Annotated in this window: 17 protein-coding genes; 6 read left to right on the forward strand and 11 right to left on the reverse strand. The window is 53.1% G+C overall.

The features are described 5' to 3' along the window. Nucleotides 1-73 precede the first annotated feature (73 nt). The gene (locus J1778_RS13795) at nt 74-280 is read right to left on the reverse strand and encodes a DUF1107 domain-containing protein (protein ID WP_013573785.1); all 207 of its coding nucleotides are present in this window, start codon (nt 278-280) and stop codon (nt 74-76) included. Between the two features lie 309 nt (nt 281-589). Between J1778_RS13795 and J1778_RS13800 the strand changes: the two genes are divergently transcribed. After that, nucleotides 590-1,147, forward strand: coding sequence for a YtfJ family protein (locus J1778_RS13800; protein WP_217173645.1), 558 nt, complete (start codon nt 590-592; stop codon nt 1,145-1,147). Between the two features lie 37 nt (nt 1,148-1,184). On the opposite strand, the gene cysQ is transcribed toward J1778_RS13800, so the two are convergent. Beyond that, entirely contained in the window at nt 1,185-1,931 is a 747-nt protein-coding gene (gene cysQ, locus J1778_RS13805) for a 3'(2'),5'-bisphosphate nucleotidase CysQ (RefSeq protein ID WP_217173646.1), read from the reverse strand. A 199-nt stretch (nt 1,932-2,130) separates the two neighbouring features. Between cysQ and J1778_RS13810 the strand changes: the two genes are divergently transcribed. After that, on the forward strand, nt 2,131-4,080 hold the full coding sequence (locus tag J1778_RS13810; RefSeq protein WP_217173647.1) for a bifunctional 2',3'-cyclic-nucleotide 2'-phosphodiesterase/3'-nucleotidase: 1,950 nt from the start codon (nt 2,131-2,133) through the stop codon (nt 4,078-4,080). 124 nt (nt 4,081-4,204) lie between these two features. Further along, a complete protein-coding gene (ytfE, locus tag J1778_RS13815) occupies nt 4,205-4,870 on the forward strand; it encodes an iron-sulfur cluster repair protein YtfE (protein WP_217173648.1) in 666 nt (221 codons plus the stop codon). Nucleotides 4,871-4,935: 65 nt separating this feature from the next. On the opposite strand, the gene fklB is transcribed toward ytfE, so the two are convergent. Next, the gene (fklB, locus tag J1778_RS13820; RefSeq protein WP_037034256.1) at nt 4,936-5,556 is read right to left on the reverse strand and encodes a BamJ family beta-barrel-assembly machinery protein; all 621 of its coding nucleotides are present in this window, start codon (nt 5,554-5,556) and stop codon (nt 4,936-4,938) included. A gap of 254 nt (nt 5,557-5,810) precedes the next feature. Here fklB and J1778_RS13825 point away from each other — a divergent pair, with 254 nt between their 5' ends. Continuing rightward, nucleotides 5,811-6,521, forward strand: coding sequence for a LysM-like peptidoglycan-binding domain-containing protein (locus J1778_RS13825; protein ID WP_217173649.1), 711 nt, complete (start codon nt 5,811-5,813; stop codon nt 6,519-6,521). A gap of 100 nt (nt 6,522-6,621) precedes the next feature. Here the strand turns inward: J1778_RS13825 and rplI are convergent, their stop codons facing one another. From rplI to yjfP, 5 genes are all read right to left on the reverse strand, one after another. Then, nucleotides 6,622-7,074 carry a 50S ribosomal protein L9 gene (rplI, locus tag J1778_RS13830; protein ID WP_013573778.1) on the reverse strand — a complete coding sequence of 151 codons (453 nt, stop codon included), beginning with the start codon at nt 7,072-7,074 and terminating at the stop codon, nt 6,622-6,624. A gap of 38 nt (nt 7,075-7,112) precedes the next feature. Continuing rightward, nucleotides 7,113-7,340, reverse strand: a complete 228-nt coding sequence (rpsR, locus tag J1778_RS13835; RefSeq protein WP_002210155.1) for a 30S ribosomal protein S18 — start codon at nt 7,338-7,340, stop codon at nt 7,113-7,115. A 4-nt stretch (nt 7,341-7,344) separates the two neighbouring features. Continuing rightward, on the reverse strand, nt 7,345-7,662 hold the full coding sequence (priB, locus tag J1778_RS13840) for a primosomal replication protein N (protein ID WP_095923688.1): 318 nt from the start codon (nt 7,660-7,662) through the stop codon (nt 7,345-7,347). A gap of 5 nt (nt 7,663-7,667) precedes the next feature. After that, complete coding sequence (rpsF, locus tag J1778_RS13845; protein ID WP_013573776.1) at nt 7,668-8,060, reverse strand: 30S ribosomal protein S6; 393 nt, start codon at nt 8,058-8,060, stop codon at nt 7,668-7,670. Nucleotides 8,061-8,210: 150 nt separating this feature from the next. Beyond that, nucleotides 8,211-8,960 carry an esterase gene (gene yjfP, locus J1778_RS13850; protein WP_217173650.1) on the reverse strand — a complete coding sequence of 250 codons (750 nt, stop codon included), beginning with the start codon at nt 8,958-8,960 and terminating at the stop codon, nt 8,211-8,213. A 279-nt stretch (nt 8,961-9,239) separates the two neighbouring features. Between yjfP and J1778_RS13855 the strand changes: the two genes are divergently transcribed. Both J1778_RS13855 and bsmA read left to right on the forward strand, forming a co-directional pair. Continuing rightward, entirely contained in the window at nt 9,240-11,189 is a 1,950-nt protein-coding gene (locus J1778_RS13855; protein WP_217173651.1) for a methyl-accepting chemotaxis protein, read from the forward strand. Between the two features lie 96 nt (nt 11,190-11,285). Then, nucleotides 11,286-11,597, forward strand: coding sequence for a biofilm peroxide resistance protein BsmA (gene bsmA / locus J1778_RS13860; protein WP_217173652.1), 312 nt, complete (start codon nt 11,286-11,288; stop codon nt 11,595-11,597). On the opposite strand, the gene J1778_RS13865 is transcribed toward bsmA, so the two are convergent. From J1778_RS13865 to rnr, 3 genes are all read right to left on the reverse strand, one after another. Beyond that, nucleotides 11,598-13,229 (reverse strand): isovaleryl-CoA dehydrogenase, encoded by a 1,632-nt coding sequence (locus tag J1778_RS13865; RefSeq protein WP_217173653.1) that lies wholly within the window; start codon nt 13,227-13,229, stop codon nt 11,598-11,600. It lies immediately after the preceding gene. Between the two features lie 136 nt (nt 13,230-13,365). Next, nucleotides 13,366-14,109 carry a 23S rRNA (guanosine(2251)-2'-O)-methyltransferase RlmB gene (gene rlmB, locus J1778_RS13870; protein WP_217173654.1) on the reverse strand — a complete coding sequence of 248 codons (744 nt, stop codon included), beginning with the start codon at nt 14,107-14,109 and terminating at the stop codon, nt 13,366-13,368. Nucleotides 14,110-14,323: 214 nt separating this feature from the next. After that, complete coding sequence (gene rnr, locus J1778_RS13875; RefSeq protein ID WP_217173655.1) at nt 14,324-16,822, reverse strand: ribonuclease R; 2,499 nt, start codon at nt 16,820-16,822, stop codon at nt 14,324-14,326. Between the last annotated feature and the right edge of the window lie 37 nt (nt 16,823-16,859).

A 16,859-nucleotide genomic window follows, 5' to 3' on the forward strand; every position in this document is an offset into this window, starting at 1 on the left:
ACACTAACGGCCCCGTCGGGGGCCGTTTTTTTTTGCGCAAGCTGCAAAGTGGCAGCGACAACGCGCAGGGTGTTTAACCCATTTCTGCCTGTAAATGCGTAACCTGACGGTTAACTTCAGACATCACGCTAAAGTGGCGCTTATCGCGTACCTTTGGCAACAGGATCTTGCCTTGGTCAAATTCGAATGCGCCGACGTCCTTGATATACAAACGTCCACGAAACAGTGTCTTAACGTACTTTGCGACTTTCATCGGATTGTAACGCTGGAAGATTCTCATTTTTCTCTTTTACTCCGTTAAATCACTGCATGTACCGGCCACGTCGCAAGGCGACAGATACCGGGACCGAAAAGTGTAGTGCAGTGAAGAGACTTATAACATAGCAGGGCAGTCAGGTATTGCCAGTGGATTTAACTGCTTTTACATTGCTTTTCAGTATTGTCTTAAGTCTTGACGTTCTGTGGCAGTATAACCCTGCTTTATGTGGCAATTTTGTAACCAGCTACACAATTTTAACATCACAACAGGACAGACCACTTCAGCGATCCTATGATTGGCTGAACCGTCCTTTTGCGCCCCGGAGAATCTATGCTTTTAAGAAGTCTTTTTGTGATCACTTTTGTGACATTTTCGTTTTTTGCTTCTGCCCATAATTTTACCGTCGGCCAGCGCGTGGCCCCGGTTGGCGTAGACGACAAAGGCGAGCTGAATGACGTCAATGACACCTTCAGTTACAACAAATGGAACAGCGCGAAGCTGCCGGGTAAAGTCCGTATCGTGCAGCATATGGCAGGCAGAAGCAGCGCCAAAGCATTGAACGAACCGCTGATCACCGCCATCAGAGCGGCGAATTTACCGCATGACCGTTATCAGACGACCACAATCGTCAATACCGACGACGCCATTATCGGCACCGGCCTGTTTGTGCGTAAAAGCATTGAAAACGGCAAACGTGAATTCCCGTGGTCGCAGGTGATTGTCGACAGCAACGGCACGGTAAAAAAGGCATGGGAACTGCAACCGGAAAGTTCAGCGGTGGTCGTGCTGGATAAAAACGGGGTCATCAAATTTGCCAAAGATGGCCAGTTGTCACCGCAGGAAGTTCAGCAGGTGATTACGCTGGTGGATCAGCTGGTCAAAGAATAAAGCGTGAAAAACCCGGTCACAAAACCGGGGAATAACATCAGAATAAAGAGACCCGGAAGCCCGGATTCAGGAAAGATTCACGCGGTGCGTATGTCAGCGTCTGACCTTTCCAGTCATGCACCTGTGCGCCAGCTGCCAGCGCAACGGCGTGCCCGGCTCCGGTATCCCAGATGTTGGTTGGCCCGAAGCGCGGATAAAGCTGCGCAGCGCCTTCCGCGACCAGACAGAATTTCAGCGATGAACCGATCGCCACCGTCTGATGCTCGCCCAGTTGCGCCAGATAATCCTGCAATTCAGGGTCATTGCTGAAATGAGAACGGCTGACCACTACCAGCGGCGGATGTGCTTCTTTCACTTCAATCTGCTGACGTACGCCCTGCTCTTCCTTCCAGGCTTTGCCTTCTGCCGCGCTGTACATCACTTTGGTCACCGGCACGTACACCACGCCCAGCACCGGAATGCCGTCTTCAATCAGCGCGATATTCACCGTGAATTCTCCGTTTCTTTTGAGGAATTCTTTGGTGCCATCCAGCGGATCGACCAGCCAGTAGCGCGTCCAGTTCTGGCGTTCGCTCCAGCTTTGCGGATCTTCTTCTGACAGCATCGGCGTTTGCGGATCCAGCTTTTTAAGGCCTGCTTTAATCACGTTATGTGCCGCGATATCAGCGGCGGTCACCGGCGAATCGTCCTGTTTATGTCGCGCATCCAGCGGCTGTTCACCGTCGTATACGGCCATGATCGCATCGCCTGCATCGCGCGCTAACTGACAAATTTGCTCTAACATCTTTTACCTCAGTGCTTTGATTCTCATTTCTCAAGCCTAGTTTTTTTTGCCGCGAATAGCTATCCCGTCATGTTAACGCGTCATAAAGCCGTTACATCTCACATTTATTTATGACAACTGATTACATTCTCAGCAAATTTTGAGATACATATCCGGTTTTTCTGTTCCGGGCATCATCCCTTTCTCTGGAGGCAAGGCAATGAATAAGCGTCATCTGACGTTATCCCTGCTGGCGACACTGACGGCGACATCCGTTCAGGCGTCACAGGTGGATCTGCGCATCATGGAAACCACGGATCTTCACAGCAACATGATGGACTTCGATTACTACAAAGATAAACCGACTGATAAATTCGGTCTGGTACGCACCGCCAGCCTGATCCATGCGGCGCGTAACGAAGTCACTAACTCCGTATTAGTCGATAACGGCGATATCATTCAGGGCAGCCCGCTGGGCGATTACATGGCGGCGAAAGGCCTGAAACAGGGCGACGTTCATCCGGTGTATCTGGCGATGAACACGCTACATTACGCGGTCGGAAACCTGGGTAATCACGAGTTTAACTACGGCCTGGATTACCTGAAAAAAGCGCTGGCCGGGGCGAAATTCCCTTACGTGAATGCCAACGTAATTGATGATAAAACTGGTAAACCCCTGTTCACGCCTTTCCTGATAACCGATAACGCAGTCAAAGACCGCGACGGTAAAACTCATAATCTGCGCATCGGTTATATCGGTTTCGTGCCGCCGCAAATCATGGTCTGGGACAAAGCCAATTTGCAGGGCAAAGTGACCGTCGCTGATATCACCGAAACGGCGAAAAAGTGGATCCCTGAAATGCGTAAACAAGGTGCCGACATTATTGTCGCCATTCCGCACTCCGGCCTGTCGGGCGATCCGTACAAAACCATGGCGGAAAACTCGGTCTATTACCTGAGCCAGGTAAAAGGCATCGACGCCATTATGTTCGGCCATGCGCACGCCGTTTTCCCAAGTGAAGAATTTGCCAGTATCAAAGGCGCGGACATCAAACAAGGTACGCTGAATGGTGTACCTGCCGTGATGCCCGGCATGTGGGGCGACCATCTGGGCGTCGTCGATATGGTGCTCAATAACGACGGTGGCAGCTGGCAAGTGGAAACAGCCAAAGCCGAAGCGCGTCCGATTTACGACAAGGAACAGAAGAAATCGCTGGCGGCGGAAGATCAGGATTTAGTCAGCGTTCTGGCGCCGTCACATGACGCCACACGCGAATTTGTCAGCAAGCCGATTGGTAAATCTAACGACAACATGTACAGCTATCTGGCGCTGGTTCAGGATGACCCGACGGTGCAAATCGTCAATAACGCCCAGAAGGCCTATACCGAGCATTTCATTCAGGGTGATCCGGATTTAGCCGATCTGCCGGTGCTTTCAGCGGCCGCGCCGTTTAAAGTCGGCGGTCGTAAAAACGATCCGGCCAGCTTTGTGGAAGTGGAAAAAGGCGAACTGACTTTCCGTAATGCGGCAGATTTGTATTTGTATCCGAACACGCTGGTGGTGATGAAAGTCACCGGTCAGGAAGTCAAAGACTGGCTGGAATGCTCCGCCGGTCAGTTTAATCAGATTGACGTCAACAGCACCAAACCGCAGTCACTGATTAACTGGGATGGTTTCCGTACCTATAATTTTGACGTCATCGACGGCGTGAATTATCAGATTGATGTCAGCCAGCCTGCAAAATTCGACGGTGAATGTACGCTGATCAATAAAGACGCCGAACGTATCAAAAACCTGACTTACAACGGTAAGCCGATTGACCTGAAAGCGACCTTCCTGGTGGCCACGAATAACTACCGCGCGTACGGTGGAAAATTCGCAGGCACCGGCGATAAGCACATCGCCTTTGCTTCACCGGATGAAAACCGTTCCGTCGTCGCGGCGTATATCAGCGCCGAAACGAAAAAAGCGGGCGCAGTCACGCCAACGGCTGACAACAACTGGAAGCTGGCACCAATTAAAGCCTCGCAGCCTCTGGATATTCGTTTCGAAACGTCGCCTGGCGAGAAAGCGGCAAACTTCATCAAATCCCACGCTCAGTATCCGATGACAGCCAAAGGTCCGGACGCTGTGGGTTTCGAGATTTATCAGGTCGATTTACAAAAATAATGTCTCCCTCAGACGCCCCTGCCGGGGCGTTTTTTCTTTCTGTACTTCCTTTGAGCTATAGCCTCACCTTAAACATGTATTTATAATACATGTTATAGATTCTTTCACTTAACGAGGCTTCATCATGGACTATCGCGACCAACCCCTTGGCGCTCTGGCTGTTGCCATTCCGCGCGCTACCCGTTTGTTCCGTCAGTACGATCTGGATTTCTGCTGTGGCGGTAAACAAACTCTGCAGCGCGCCGTCACTAAAAAAAATCTGGATATTGATCTTATTGAATTGCAGATTGCGGAGATCGCAAAGCAGCCAGACACCTCAACAGACTGGAAAACTGCCCCGCTGGCACAAATTATTGATTTCATTATTCCGCGTTATCACGATCGTCATCGTCAGGAATTACCTGAGCTGGTGCTGATGGCCGAAAAAGTCGAACGGGTACATGGTGACAAATTGCCTTGCCCGCACGGTCTGGCGGTTCAGTTGCAAAGGATCCTGGAAGAACTAACCAGTCACATGATGAAAGAAGAACAGATCCTGTTCCCGATGATCAGCAGCGGTATGGGCCGTCAGGCTGCAGGTCCGATTTCCGTCATGGAACGTGAGCATGATGATGCGGGGCAAATTCTGGAAGAGATTAAACGCCTGACCAACAACGTGACGCCACCCGAAGGTGCCTGTGTGACGTGGCGAGCTTTGTACGCCGGGATCAACGAATTCATCACCGACTTGATGGAGCACATCCATCTGGAGAATAACCTGCTGTTTCCACGCGCGCTGCGTGGTGAATAATTCAGGTTTCAGAAATGAGAAAGGGCGCCTGTGCGCCCTTTCCTGTTTCTGCTATCCGTCAGGAATTACAGAATTTCCAGCAGCTCAACTTCGAAGATAAGCGCGCTGTATGGAGGGATGGAAGCACCCGCACCACGTTCGCCATAAGCGAGGTTATGAGGGATGTACAGCTCCCACTTAGAACCGACAGGCATCAGGGTCAGTGCTTCGATCCAGCCAGCGATCACGCCGTTAACCGGGAATTCCGCTGGCTCGCCACGCTGTACGGAGCTGTCGAACACAGTACCGTCGATCAGTTTACCGGTGTAATGAACGCGTACACGGTCCTGACGGCCCGGGATGGTGCCTTCGCCCTGAGTAATAACAGAGAATTGCAGACCGGACTCGGTGCTGCTCACGCCTTCGCGCTGTGCATTTGCAGCCAGGAATTCCTGACCCTGAACAGCCAGAGCTTCCTGACGTTCACGACGGACAGCATCAGCACGTTCGTGGACTTCACGCAGTGCGCGGTGAACCACATCAACAGGAACGGCTGGCGTATTCCCTTCCAGCGCGTCGCGTAAGCCTGCCAGCAGTGCGTCAGGCTCTAAGCCCTGCAAACCTGATTCCTGCAACTGTTGACCGACCTGCAGGCCGATACCGTAACTTGCCTGCGCTTCTACGCTGTCAAATGAAGGGGTAGTCATGAAATTTCCTTAGCTCTTAAAATGTCGAAGGCGCAGCATAGCAGCGCAAGGCTTTTGGGTAAAATCCTCTGTGAGGCAACATGACGGCAGGCGCAGTTCCTTCCTCTTTTCGGGAAATTTTTCGCATTTGACGCCAGTTAGCACATCGTTTGGGTGATATTTGTGCTTTGTCCCTTTCCGCATCAAGCAGTTAAACAGCTATACTAGGCAGCAACAGCCAGTAGACATTGCGACAGTTAACAAGAGAGGTCGTCATGGGCAGAATCCCGCCCAGGAGAAGGAAAGCCATCCGTATTTATCAACCCATGTTGAGATCCTGGATTGCCATTATGAAAAGGCCATTGCGAGACACGTCAGCACAGAGCGAAAGTGAAAGCGACATTCAGGACAGCGTCACCGCTGAAACTGAAAAGCCGGTGGTTAGCCGGAGCAAAACACTGCTCCATAAAATCTGGCATCTGAGCGACGATTTCCACTGGATGTCGCCACTGCCTTATGCGCATCGTCGCGGCATTATTCTTGCGGTACTGGTGGTCCTTCTGGCACTCCTGTGGCCTTACACGCCTGAAAATACCTATGCCCCTTCGCAGCCGCAACAACCGACCAGCATTCCGATGCAGGCGGATTTGCGTAACGATCAGGGTCGTACCACGCAGATGGCACAGCCGGATCCTGTTTCGCCGCAAAGTAATGACAACAGCGGTGCATGGCGGAGTTATCAGGTGCAATCCGGTCAGACGCTGGCGCAGTTGTTCCGCGATAACAATATGGCGGTCAATGATGTGTTTTCGATGGCAAGGGTTGAAGGCGCGGACAAACCGCTGAGTACGCTAAAAACCGGTCAGGAAGTGAAAATCCAACGTGACGCACAGGGCGTGGTCACTGCTTTGCAGGTGACAAGCGATCAAAACGTTACGGTGACATTTGTCCGCCAGCCGGACGGCAGTTTCCAGCGCAGTAACTGATCACGATTTTCAGGCAACACCTTATCTTTCTGCTTTCCCGAACGCAGAAAAGCAAAACGCCGGCACATGGCCGGCGTTTCACAGGTTAACTTCAGCGCTATTACGCTTCAGCAACCACAACTACGTTCAGTTTAGCGAATACGTCGCTGTGTACCTGGAACTCAACTTCGTGTTCACCAGTGGTACGCAGAACGCCATTCGGCAAACGAACTTCGCTTTTAGCAACTTCAACGCCAGCAGCAGTTACTGCATCAGCGATATCGCGAGTACCGATAGAGCCGAACAGTTTGCCTTCGTCGCCTGATTTAGACGCGATGGTTACTGAACCCAGTTCGTTGATTTTAGTTGCGCGAGCTTCAGCAGCGTTCAGAACGTCAGCCAGTTTGGCTTCCAGTTCTGCACGACGTGCTTCGAAGAACTCAACGTTTTTCTTGGTAGCAGGAACAGCTTTGCCCTGTGGTACCAGGAAGTTACGAGCGTAGCCCGCTTTAACGTTAACTTGATCACCCAGGCTGCCCAGGTTTGCTACTTTATCAAGCAGAATAACTTGCATTACTTTATCCTCTCAAAGTCGTTAATAGACAGTGCCGATTACTGATGACGATCAGTGTATGGCAACAATGAAAGGTAGCGAGCGCGCTTGATGCAACGAGCGAGCTGACGCTGGTATTTTGCACGAGTACCGGTAATACGGCTCGGGACAATTTTACCGCTTTCGGTAATGTAGTTTTTCAGTGTAGCGATGTCTTTGTAATCAATCTCTACAACGCCTTCCGCGGTGAAACGGCAGAACTTGCGACGACGGAAATAACGTGCCATTAGGCTAGTCTCCAGTATCTATCAAATCAATCTGCTCGGCATGTAACACCACTTTATTCAGTCCATTGCGCCCTTGATGGCAGCTAATGAATCCGGTAACAGTGAGTTGCGTGCCGACCGTTAAACTGTGAGTTAATGCTTGTGACGCTTGTCCACTGACAACCACGGGCATTCTGCACCATGCTTGTCGGTTAAATCCGGCTTCCTGCTGCGAGGATTTGTGTTCTAGCACAAACTGGCAGTGTGGAATGCCCGAAGGACTGACTTTACGAATGGGGGTCTTGCACACTGTGCCGGACAACACCAGACGATTCGCCGTCACGGCAATTACTCTTCAGAATCCCCAGCTTCAGCATCATCGTTAGCTTCAGCAAAGTCTTCGCGGCGATCACGACGCTCGTCTTTTGCTTTAACCATTGGAGATGCTTCAGTTACCGCGTGTTTAGTACGCATAACCATGCTACGGATAACGGCGTCGTTGAAGCGGAAGTTAGTTTCCAGCTCATCGATCGCTTCCTGCGGAGCTTCAACGTTCAGCAGAACGTAGTGAGCTTTGTGCAGTTTGTTGATCGGGTAAGCCAGTTGACGGCGGCCCCAGTCTTCCAGACGGTGAATCTGACCAGCAGCGTTAGTGATTACTGCACTGTAACGCTCGATCATGCCCGGAACCTGTTCGCTTTGGTCAGGGTGAACCATAAAAACGATTTCGTAATGACGCATCGAATTGCTCCTTACGGATTATTCAGCCTCCTGTCAGGGTCAACCGCGGCCCATGGAAGCAAGGAACGTGTTTGTGTGCGGTCGAAAAAATGACGCGCAATTATATGTACAGCCTGTGGGAAACTCAAGGAGAAAGGCAGATTAATTTCTCTACAGCTTTGCCGCGAAGAATGCCGTGGCTTCTGCCAGCGCATGAACAGAGACTTTATGCTTCGCGCCCGCCTCCGAAATAAAGGTCAGATTGGCATCCGCACCGCTTTCAGCCAGTTCCTGCCGCAACCGCTGGCTTTCAGCAAAGGGCACGACATCATCTTCTTCGCCATGCCAGACAAACAACGGAACATCTGCGATTAATGCCGCTTTTCCGCCGATATCCAGACTGAGTAAAGGGGCGACTTCACGTTCAAATACGTCGCGCGATACGATGTCACTGGCGTTGTAAGCAGGGAAAAGATGGTGAGATAAACGGGTGAAATAGCCCGAGCCCATCAGGTTCGCCGCCACTTTCACCCACGGGAATTTCACCAGCGCCGCCATGGTGGTCATTCCGCCCATTGAGACACCGCCGACGCCTAAACGCTGCGGATCCGCCAGACCGCGCCCGACAAACACATCTTTCAGTATTGCCAGCTCATCGATGTTGTTTTGCAAAATGCCCCAGAAATTCGCCACGGTTCTGGCCTCATCTTTTTCTGCGCGGGCACCGTGCATTAATGCATCAGGCAATATCACGCGAAAACCCGCTTTTGCCAGCGTGTAACCAAAATAGGAATAAATTTCTTTGGATGACAGAAAACCGTGATAGAAAAAAATCGTCGGGAGCTGTTGCTGATACTGCCCGGCGGGTACTGCGTGGATCACCTGGATCCCTTCAACAGTTTCTTCGTACATCTCTACCATCGTGAATTCCCCTGCGCATTTAGAAAAAATTAGGGCGTTACTGTGTTCTGACATTCTACGGGTCTGTAAACCGGCGACCACTCCCTTTTTCGTATAATTTATAACCCGTTATGTTCAATTCTGATTTTCAGTACCACTGGCCTTAATTCAAATTCATATATTCATAATTATTTCATTGATTCAGATCAATTTTTATTGAAATAACCCGTTACATTTGATCATTAATCCTTTGCCGTTTTCCGCCGTTAGTGCGCTATCAGAAGCTAACGGAAAAAATCCATGAAAACGTCATCAAAACGCTCATTTCGCAGCTGGAGCATTGGCGCAAAACTGGCCAGCATTGCCTCTTTGCTGGTCGGCTCGTTATTTATTATTTTCACTTTGTCACTGACTCACTCCGCCGGAAGGCAGGTGAATACACTTGCCGTCAATGCCATTTCAGAGCAGGTCACCGGTGTGGTGGATATGATTGAAATGTACAACGCCAGCCTGAATGCGGAAGTGGACAGTTACACGCGGTTGTTCAGCCATTTCCTGCCCTCAGATTTCGAGCTGGATACCACCAACCCGGTAATGATCGGCGAACAATCGGCACCGGTCATTAAAGCCGGGGGTATACCGCTGAATCTCGACAGCAAAATTCCCGATGACTTTCTGGCCCGCACCGGCGCAATTTCCACCGTGTTCGCCCGCCGCGGCGATGACTTTATTCGCGTGACGACATCGCTGAAAAAACAAGACGGCAACCGCGCTATTGGCACGCTGCTGGACAATACCAGTCCCGCTTATACGCAAATTATGGCAGGGCAATCTTTCAGCGGGCTGGCAACGCTGTTCGGTAAAAAATACATCACCAAATATCAGCCGGTGCGCGATGCACAGGGCAGTGTCATTGGGATTTTGTTCGTGGGTGTGGATATCACGCAGGAATATGCCGACATGCGTCAGAAAATCCTGTCCAAACGCATTGGCGAGAAAGGCTATTTCTTTGTGCTCAACAGCGCGCCGGGGAAAGATCTCGGAAAATATCTGGTTCACTCTGCTGATGAAGGCAAAACGCCAGCATGGCCTGAAGGTGAACTGCAGCAGGTGATGGCGCAAGCGAAAGGTCAGCGTGAATACACAGACACAGCCAGTCATCACCAGCAATTTATAGTTTATGCGAATGTTCCCGCATGGCACTGGGTTGTGGTCGGCAGCACGGATAAAGACAGCCTGATGGAGCAGGTGAACAGTACGCGTAATCACTTCCTGCTGATCAGCCTGCTGGCGCTGGCCTGTTTCGCCGCGCTGTTCATCTGGCTGACGCGCAAGCTGGTCAGCCGCCCGCTCAGCGACGTTGTGAGTATCGCGCAGCAATATGCCAGCGGCGACCTGCGCGCGCGGGCACAAACGCAACGCGTGGATGAAATTGGCGCGCTGATGCACGCCATCGACGGCATCGGCCACGGCCTGGAGAAAATTGTCGGCGAGGTACGGCAGGTTTCGTCTGAAATCATGCTCAACACGCAAGGGCTGGCGCACGACAGCGAGCAGATTAATCAGCAAATTGGCACGCAGGCCAGCAGTCTGGAAGAAACGTCCGCCAGCATGGAGCAGATCACCGCTACCGTGCAAAATACGGCGGATAACGCCACACAGGCGACCCAACTGGTGCAACAGACCGACAAAGCTGCCACCGTCGGCGCTGATGCGGTAAATCAGTCAGTTGAAAGCATGGAGGCCATTAAACACGCCTCAACGCGCATTGCTGATATCACCACCGTTATCGAAGGCATCGCCTTCCAGACCAATATTCTGGCGCTTAACGCCGCCGTAGAAGCAGCCAGAGCCGGGGAACATGGCCGTGGCTTTGCGGTGGTCGCCTCGGAAGTCCGCGCGCTGGCGCAGCGTAGTTCTAATGCGGTCAAAGAGATTGAAAATCTGGTCGCAGATTCTCTGAGCAAAGTCGAAGACGGCCATCAGAGTGCCGCCAAAACGCAGGCGAATATGAGCGGTATTTTGCAGGGGATCCGTCAGGTGAAAGTGCTGATGAGCGATATCGACGTGGCGTCACACGAACAATCTTCCGGCATTTCGCAGGTGAATATCGCCATTATGCAGATTGGGAAAGCAACGCAGGAAAACGCCACGCTGGTGGAAAACTCACAGCAAACCGCAGCGGCGCTCAGCGAGCAAGGGCGGCATCTCTCACAGCTGGTCAGCGTCTTTAAAATTTCCGAACGATAGGATGCGGTTCGCGCGGCAATAAACACCGCGCGGACTCGCCAGCAGGCCGGTGAAAGGGCTACACTTCAGGGTATCGCCCTTTTACCGGATATCACGATGAAATCCCTCCGAATCTCCGCTGCCCTATTGTTACTCGCTGCACTAAGCGGTTGCAGTAATCTGATGCACACCACGCCAGTTCCGCCGCCATCCGTGACAGTCAAAGCGCAGGAAATTACCCGTGCGCAGACTTCCACACTCACCAAAATTGGCAGTATCTCGGTGGATGTGATTGGCAGTCCGATGGACGCAGAAGCAGAAGTTCAGCGCCGCGCCGATGCTGCGGGGGCGCATTACTACGTGATCATGTTTAACAGCGAAACCATCATTCCCGGCCGCTGGTATTCCCAGGCGACACTTTACCGCTGATTATTCAGCCCCAATCGCGCGGTTAAGCAACAGCTGGCACAAACGTTCCGGCAACAGCGTTTCGCCGCGCGGATCGAGCACCATTCTGCACCAGGCATCCGCCACCGGTGGCGAAGCAAATTCCAGCATCTGCATTGCCGTCATCAGGTTGAACAGCTGACCTGTCAGCCAGCGTCCGTGCGCTTCTTCCGTTGTACGCAGCCGTTGTAAAAACTGACGGAAGGCGCGGTCGAATATGCGATTTTGGCCGCGCGCCTGATACAAGACTTGTTGCAGCATTTCTCCGCTGGCGGGCAGTTTTTTGAGCGTGCGCAGCACATCCAGACACATCACATTCCCTGAGCCTTCCCAGATGCTGTTGACCGGCATTTCCCGGTACAAACGTGGCAATTCACTGTCTTCGCAATATCCAATACCGCCCAGCACTTCCATCGCCTCAGCCACAAAAGGCATCCCCCGGCGGCACACTTCAAACTTGGCAGCGGGTGTCAGCAGACGGCACAGCAATTGTTCCGCAGGATTATCCTGTGCACCGGATGCCGCAGCCATACGCATCAGCAGCATCGTCTGCCCTTCCAGCAACAGCGCCATGCGGCTCAGTGTCTGACGCATCAGCGGTTGTTCGATAAGAGGTTTACCAAAAACCTGCCGCTGGAAGGCGTGGTAAAGTGCAACCGACAGCGCCCGGCGCATCATAGCGTGGCTGCCCAGCGCGCAGTCAAAGCGCGTATGACCGCCCATTTTCAGGATATGGCGGACGCCCTCGCCTTCTTCGCCCAGCAGCCAGCCGGTAGCATTGTGAAACTCCACTTCGCTGCTGGCGTTAGAACGGTTACCCAGTTTGTCTTTCAGCCGCTCGATGCGGATGGCATTACGGGTACCATCAGGTAAAACCCTCGGCATAAAGAAGCAAGAAAGCCCGCCGTCAGTCTGCGCCAGCACCAGATGTGCATCGCTTTGTGGTACAGAGAAAAACCATTTATGCCCGACCAGATGATAAGGCTTTCCGCTGCCACGCCCTTCCAGCGCCGTCGCCCGGGTGGTGTTACTGAGCACATCAGAGCCGCCCTGCTTCTCGGTCATGCCCATGCCGATCAGCACGCCTTTCTTCTGGTCGCCGGATTGCAGATGGGGGTCATAACGGTCGGATAACAGAGGTTTCAGCCAGCCGCTGAATTCCGGCGGCAGCGTTTTTTGCAGCAAGGGGATCGCGCCAAAGGTCATGGTCACCGGGCATAGCGTTCCTGCTTCGACCTGACCGTGAAGAATAAAACGTGCCGCTCGCGCCACTGCCGAACCGATACGCGCATCTTCCTGCCACGGCAAATTATGCACACGGTTAGCGATCAGCCCCTGCATCAGCAGATGCCACGCCGGATGAAAACGCACATCGTCGAGGCGTTCGCCGCAAGGGTCATAGCGCAAAAGCTCGGGTGGATTAGTATTCGCCAGCCTTCCCAGCTCCAGCGATTCTGCAGAGCCTAACTGTTGCCCGAGCGACGCCAGCACATCGGCATCCCAGCCAGCCTGCTGGCGGGAAACCGCTTCGCGCAGCGGTGTGTCAGAAAGGAATAAGTTACTGTTACTCAGTGGATTGGGTTGATTAAAAACCCGATGTGTTTCCCAGTTCATCGCCTGCTCCCTGTTAAAAGGACATGGCCTAAGTATGGTAAAAATCGGGGAATTAACAGGCAGACAGATCACAAAGGCAGAAATGCAAACGGGAGCCCAAAGGCTCCCGTTTAATCAACAGTAGAGAAAGCAGAAATCAGCTTTTCTTCAGACCACGCTGGCGTACCGCTTCGAAAAGGCAAACGCCGGTCGCGACGGAAACGTTCAGGGAAGACACGCTGCCCGCCATCGGGATGCTGATCAGCTCGTCGCAATGTTCGCGGGTCAGACGGCGCATACCTTCGCCTTCTGCGCCCATCACCAGCGCCATCGGGCCGGTCATTTTACTCTGGAACAGGTCGTGATCGGCTTCACCTGCCGTACCAACGATCCAGACATTGTGTTCCTGCAATACACGCAATGTACGCGCCAGATTGGTCACGTTGATCAACGGCACATTTTCAGCAGCGCCGCTGGCGACTTTTTTGGCGGTCGCATTCAGTTTGGCAGAACGGTCGCGGGGAACGATCACCGCGTGAACACCGGCTGCATCAGCAGTACGCAGACAAGCGCCCAGGTTATGCGGATCGGTGACGCCGTCCAGCACCAGCAGGAACGGACATTCGAGGCTTTCCAGCAACGCAGGCAGGTCATTTTCCTGATACTGACGGCCTTCACGCACACGCGCAATAATGCCCTGATGCACAGCGCCTTCGGATTTATCATCCAGCCACTGGCGGCTCGCCACCTGGATCACGATGCCGCTGGCTTCCAGCTCGTCGATCAGCGGTTTCAGACGTTTATCGTCGCGGCCTTTCAGGATGAAGACTTCCAGAAAGCGTTGCGGATCGTTATCGAGTAAGGCTTTAACGGAATGAATACCGTAGATAATTTCGCTCATGATGCTCTTTAAAATAGACTTGCGGACAGCAAGCTGTCCGCAATTTAACAGGGATTGCGGGCGATTCTATCATACCCTTCATCATTCATGCTGCAGATGCGTTGGCGGCACTCAGTCACCCGAATCACTTACCTGAGTAAGCTCATCGGGATTCCTTCGTTTGCCGCCTTCCTGCAACCTGAATGCTTTCGGGTAGAATACCAGCCCGTCTGACTTAGCTTTCTGCTGACTTTTTCTTCGCGCGTTTGGCTCTGGTGGCCGCAGCAATTTTTGCTGTTTTATCAGAAGGCTTTTTAGCTTTCTTCGGCTTGCCGTCTTTACCGACCGCGCTTACCGCTTTCTCTTTCTTCGGCTTGGCGGGTTTCGCGTCATCTTTGCGGAAGGCGCTGTCCGGCTCAAAGTTCACGTTTTTCTTACCGGTGCGACGACGGCCGGCGTTGGCCGGCGCTGCGGAACGCATTGTACGCTCGCCGCCTTTTTTTGCGCGATCACGTGCGGTTTTACCTTCACCACGCGCTTTGCGGGTGCTGGAAACCAGCGCGAAATCGATTTTACGCTCGTCCATATGCACGGCTTCAACGCGGATTTCGACGGTATCGCCGAGGCGGTAGACCGCACCGGAAGACTCGCCGACCAGACGCTGGCCGATGTTATCGTAACGGTAATAATCGTTGTCGAGCGAGGACACATGCACCAGCCCGTCGATGAACAGATCGTTGAGGCGCACGAAGAAGCCGAAGCCGGTCACGCTGGCGATGATGCCGGTGAAGACTTCACCCACGTGATCCTGCATGAAGTCGCACTTCAGCCAGTCAGCGACGTTACGGGTAGCTTCGTCCGCACGGCGTTCTGCCATCGAACAATGCTCGCCTAACTGCAACATGTCTTCGTAATCACTGTGCCAGCCACCGGTTGGCGTCCAGCGATCTTTCAGCGTGCCGTGCTCTTTCGCCAGCAGGTACTTGATCGCACGGTGCAACGCCAGATCCGGATAGCGGCGGATTGGTGAGGTAAAGTGACCGTAAGACTGTAACGCCAGACCAAAGTGGCCGCGGTTTTCCGGATCGTAAATCGCCTGTTTCATCGAACGCAGCAGCATAGTTTGCAGCATTTCGCGGTCAGGACGATCGGCCAGTTCATCCATAATCTGAGCGTAATCTTTTGGCTCAGGTTTCATGCCGCCGCCCATCACCAGACCCAGTTCACCCAGCACGCTTTTCAGCGCAGAGATATGGTCATCGCTTGGACGGTCATGCACGCGGAACAGCGCCGGTTCGTTATGTTTTTCAACAAAACGCGCCGCAGCGATGTTCGCCAGGATCATGCACTCTTCAATCAGTTTGTGAGCGTCGTTACGCACGGTCGGTTCGACACGTTCGATACGGCGCTCGGCATTGAAGATAAATTTAGCTTCTTCGGTTTCGAACGCGATACCGCCACGTTCGGCGCGCGCCTGATCCAGCACTTTGTACATGGTGTGCAGTTCAAGCAAATGCTTAACCAGCGGCGAATACTGCTCGCGCAGTTCCGGATCGCCTTCGATGATGCGCCAGACTTTGTTGTACGTCAGACGCGCGTGGGAGCTCATCACCGCTTCGTAGAATTTAGAGCTGGTCAGTTTGCCCTGCGCGGAGATAGTCATCTCACAGACCATACACAGGCGGTCTACCTGCGGGTTCAGGGAACACAAGCCATTGGACAGCACTTCAGGCAGCATTGGGACAACCTGCGACGGGAAGTAAACTGACGTTGCACGGCTGCGTGCTTCATCATCCAGCGCAGTGCCGTGACGGACGTAATAACTGACGTCGGCAATGGCGACCCACAGGCGCCAGCCACCACCGCGTTTTTTCTCGCAGTACACGGCATCATCGAAGTCGCGTGCATCCTCACCATCAATGGTGACCAGGGGCAGGCTGCGTAAATCGACACGGCCTTTTTTCGCTTCTTCCGGCACCTGTTCGCTCAGGTCTTCGACCTGTTTCAGAACCTGTGGCGGCCAGACGTGCGGGATTTCATGGGTGCGCAGCGCGATGTCCACCGCCATGCTGGTACCCATTTTATCGCCGAGAACTTCAACAATTTTACCGACGGCTTTCGTGCGGCGCGTCGGACGCTGAGTCAGTTCAACAACGACCATGTAGCCCATGCGCGCGCCGTTAATGGCATCGGCCGGGATCAGGATGTCAAAGCTCAGACGGCTGTCATCAGGCACCACGAAACCCGCACCGGCATCGGTGAAGTAACGGCCAACGATCTGGCTGGTTTTCGGCACCAGAACACGCACGATGCGCGCTTCACGGCGGCCCTTACGATCGGTGCCGACCGGCTGTGCCAGTACCACGTCACCGTGGATGCACATTTTCATTTGTTCAGCAGAAAGATAGACATCGTCTTTCTTCACGCCTTCAAGACGCAGGAAACCATAACCATCGCGATGGCCGATAACCGTGCCTTTCAGCAAGTCCAGACGCTCCGGCAGCGCGTAGCACTGGCGGCGGGTGAAGACTAACTGGCCATCACGTTCCATCGCGCGCAGACGACGGCGCAGGGCTTCCAGCGCTTCTTCTCCGGACAGATTCAGTTCGTTACCGATTTCTTCCCGGCTGGCTGGGGTTTCACGTTTCGCGAGGTGTTCCAGAATGAATTCACGGCTGGGAATAGGTGATTCGTATTTCTCTGCTTCTCGTTCCAGGAATGGATCTTGTGACATAGCGGTTCCTCCGTTGTCATCAGCAGTTTGTTGAGAG

The organism is Rahnella bonaserana, from assembly GCF_019049675.1.
Taxonomy (GTDB): domain Bacteria; phylum Pseudomonadota; class Gammaproteobacteria; order Enterobacterales; family Enterobacteriaceae; genus Rahnella; species Rahnella bonaserana.

Bases quoted from the DNA above. Each gene is read 5' to 3' on its own strand.
- J1778_RS13795 (WP_013573785.1), bottom strand. From the start codon at position 280: ATGAGAATCTTCCAGCGTTACAATCCGATGAAAGTCGCAAAGTACGTT.
- J1778_RS13800 (WP_217173645.1), top strand. From the start codon at position 590: ATGCTTTTAAGAAGTCTTTTTGTGATCACTTTTGTGACATTTTCGTTT.
- cysQ (WP_217173646.1), bottom strand. From the start codon at position 1,931: ATGTTAGAGCAAATTTGTCAGTTAGCGCGCGATGCAGGCGATGCGATC.
- J1778_RS13810 (WP_217173647.1), top strand. From the start codon at position 2,131: ATGAATAAGCGTCATCTGACGTTATCCCTGCTGGCGACACTGACGGCG.
- ytfE (WP_217173648.1), top strand. From the start codon at position 4,205: ATGGACTATCGCGACCAACCCCTTGGCGCTCTGGCTGTTGCCATTCCG.
- fklB (WP_037034256.1), bottom strand. From the start codon at position 5,556: ATGACTACCCCTTCATTTGACAGCGTAGAAGCGCAGGCAAGTTACGGT.
- J1778_RS13825 (WP_217173649.1), top strand. From the start codon at position 5,811: ATGGGCAGAATCCCGCCCAGGAGAAGGAAAGCCATCCGTATTTATCAA.
- rplI (WP_013573778.1), bottom strand. From the start codon at position 7,074: ATGCAAGTTATTCTGCTTGATAAAGTAGCAAACCTGGGCAGCCTGGGT.
- rpsR (WP_002210155.1), bottom strand. From the start codon at position 7,340: ATGGCACGTTATTTCCGTCGTCGCAAGTTCTGCCGTTTCACCGCGGAA.
- rpsF (WP_013573776.1), bottom strand. From the start codon at position 8,060: ATGCGTCATTACGAAATCGTTTTTATGGTTCACCCTGACCAAAGCGAA.
- yjfP (WP_217173650.1), bottom strand. From the start codon at position 8,960: ATGGTAGAGATGTACGAAGAAACTGTTGAAGGGATCCAGGTGATCCAC.
- J1778_RS13855 (WP_217173651.1), top strand. From the start codon at position 9,240: ATGAAAACGTCATCAAAACGCTCATTTCGCAGCTGGAGCATTGGCGCA.
- bsmA (WP_217173652.1), top strand. From the start codon at position 11,286: ATGAAATCCCTCCGAATCTCCGCTGCCCTATTGTTACTCGCTGCACTA.
- J1778_RS13865 (WP_217173653.1), bottom strand. From the start codon at position 13,229: ATGAACTGGGAAACACATCGGGTTTTTAATCAACCCAATCCACTGAGT.
- rlmB (WP_217173654.1), bottom strand. From the start codon at position 14,109: ATGAGCGAAATTATCTACGGTATTCATTCCGTTAAAGCCTTACTCGAT.
- rnr (WP_217173655.1), bottom strand. From the start codon at position 16,822: ATGTCACAAGATCCATTCCTGGAACGAGAAGCAGAGAAATACGAATCA.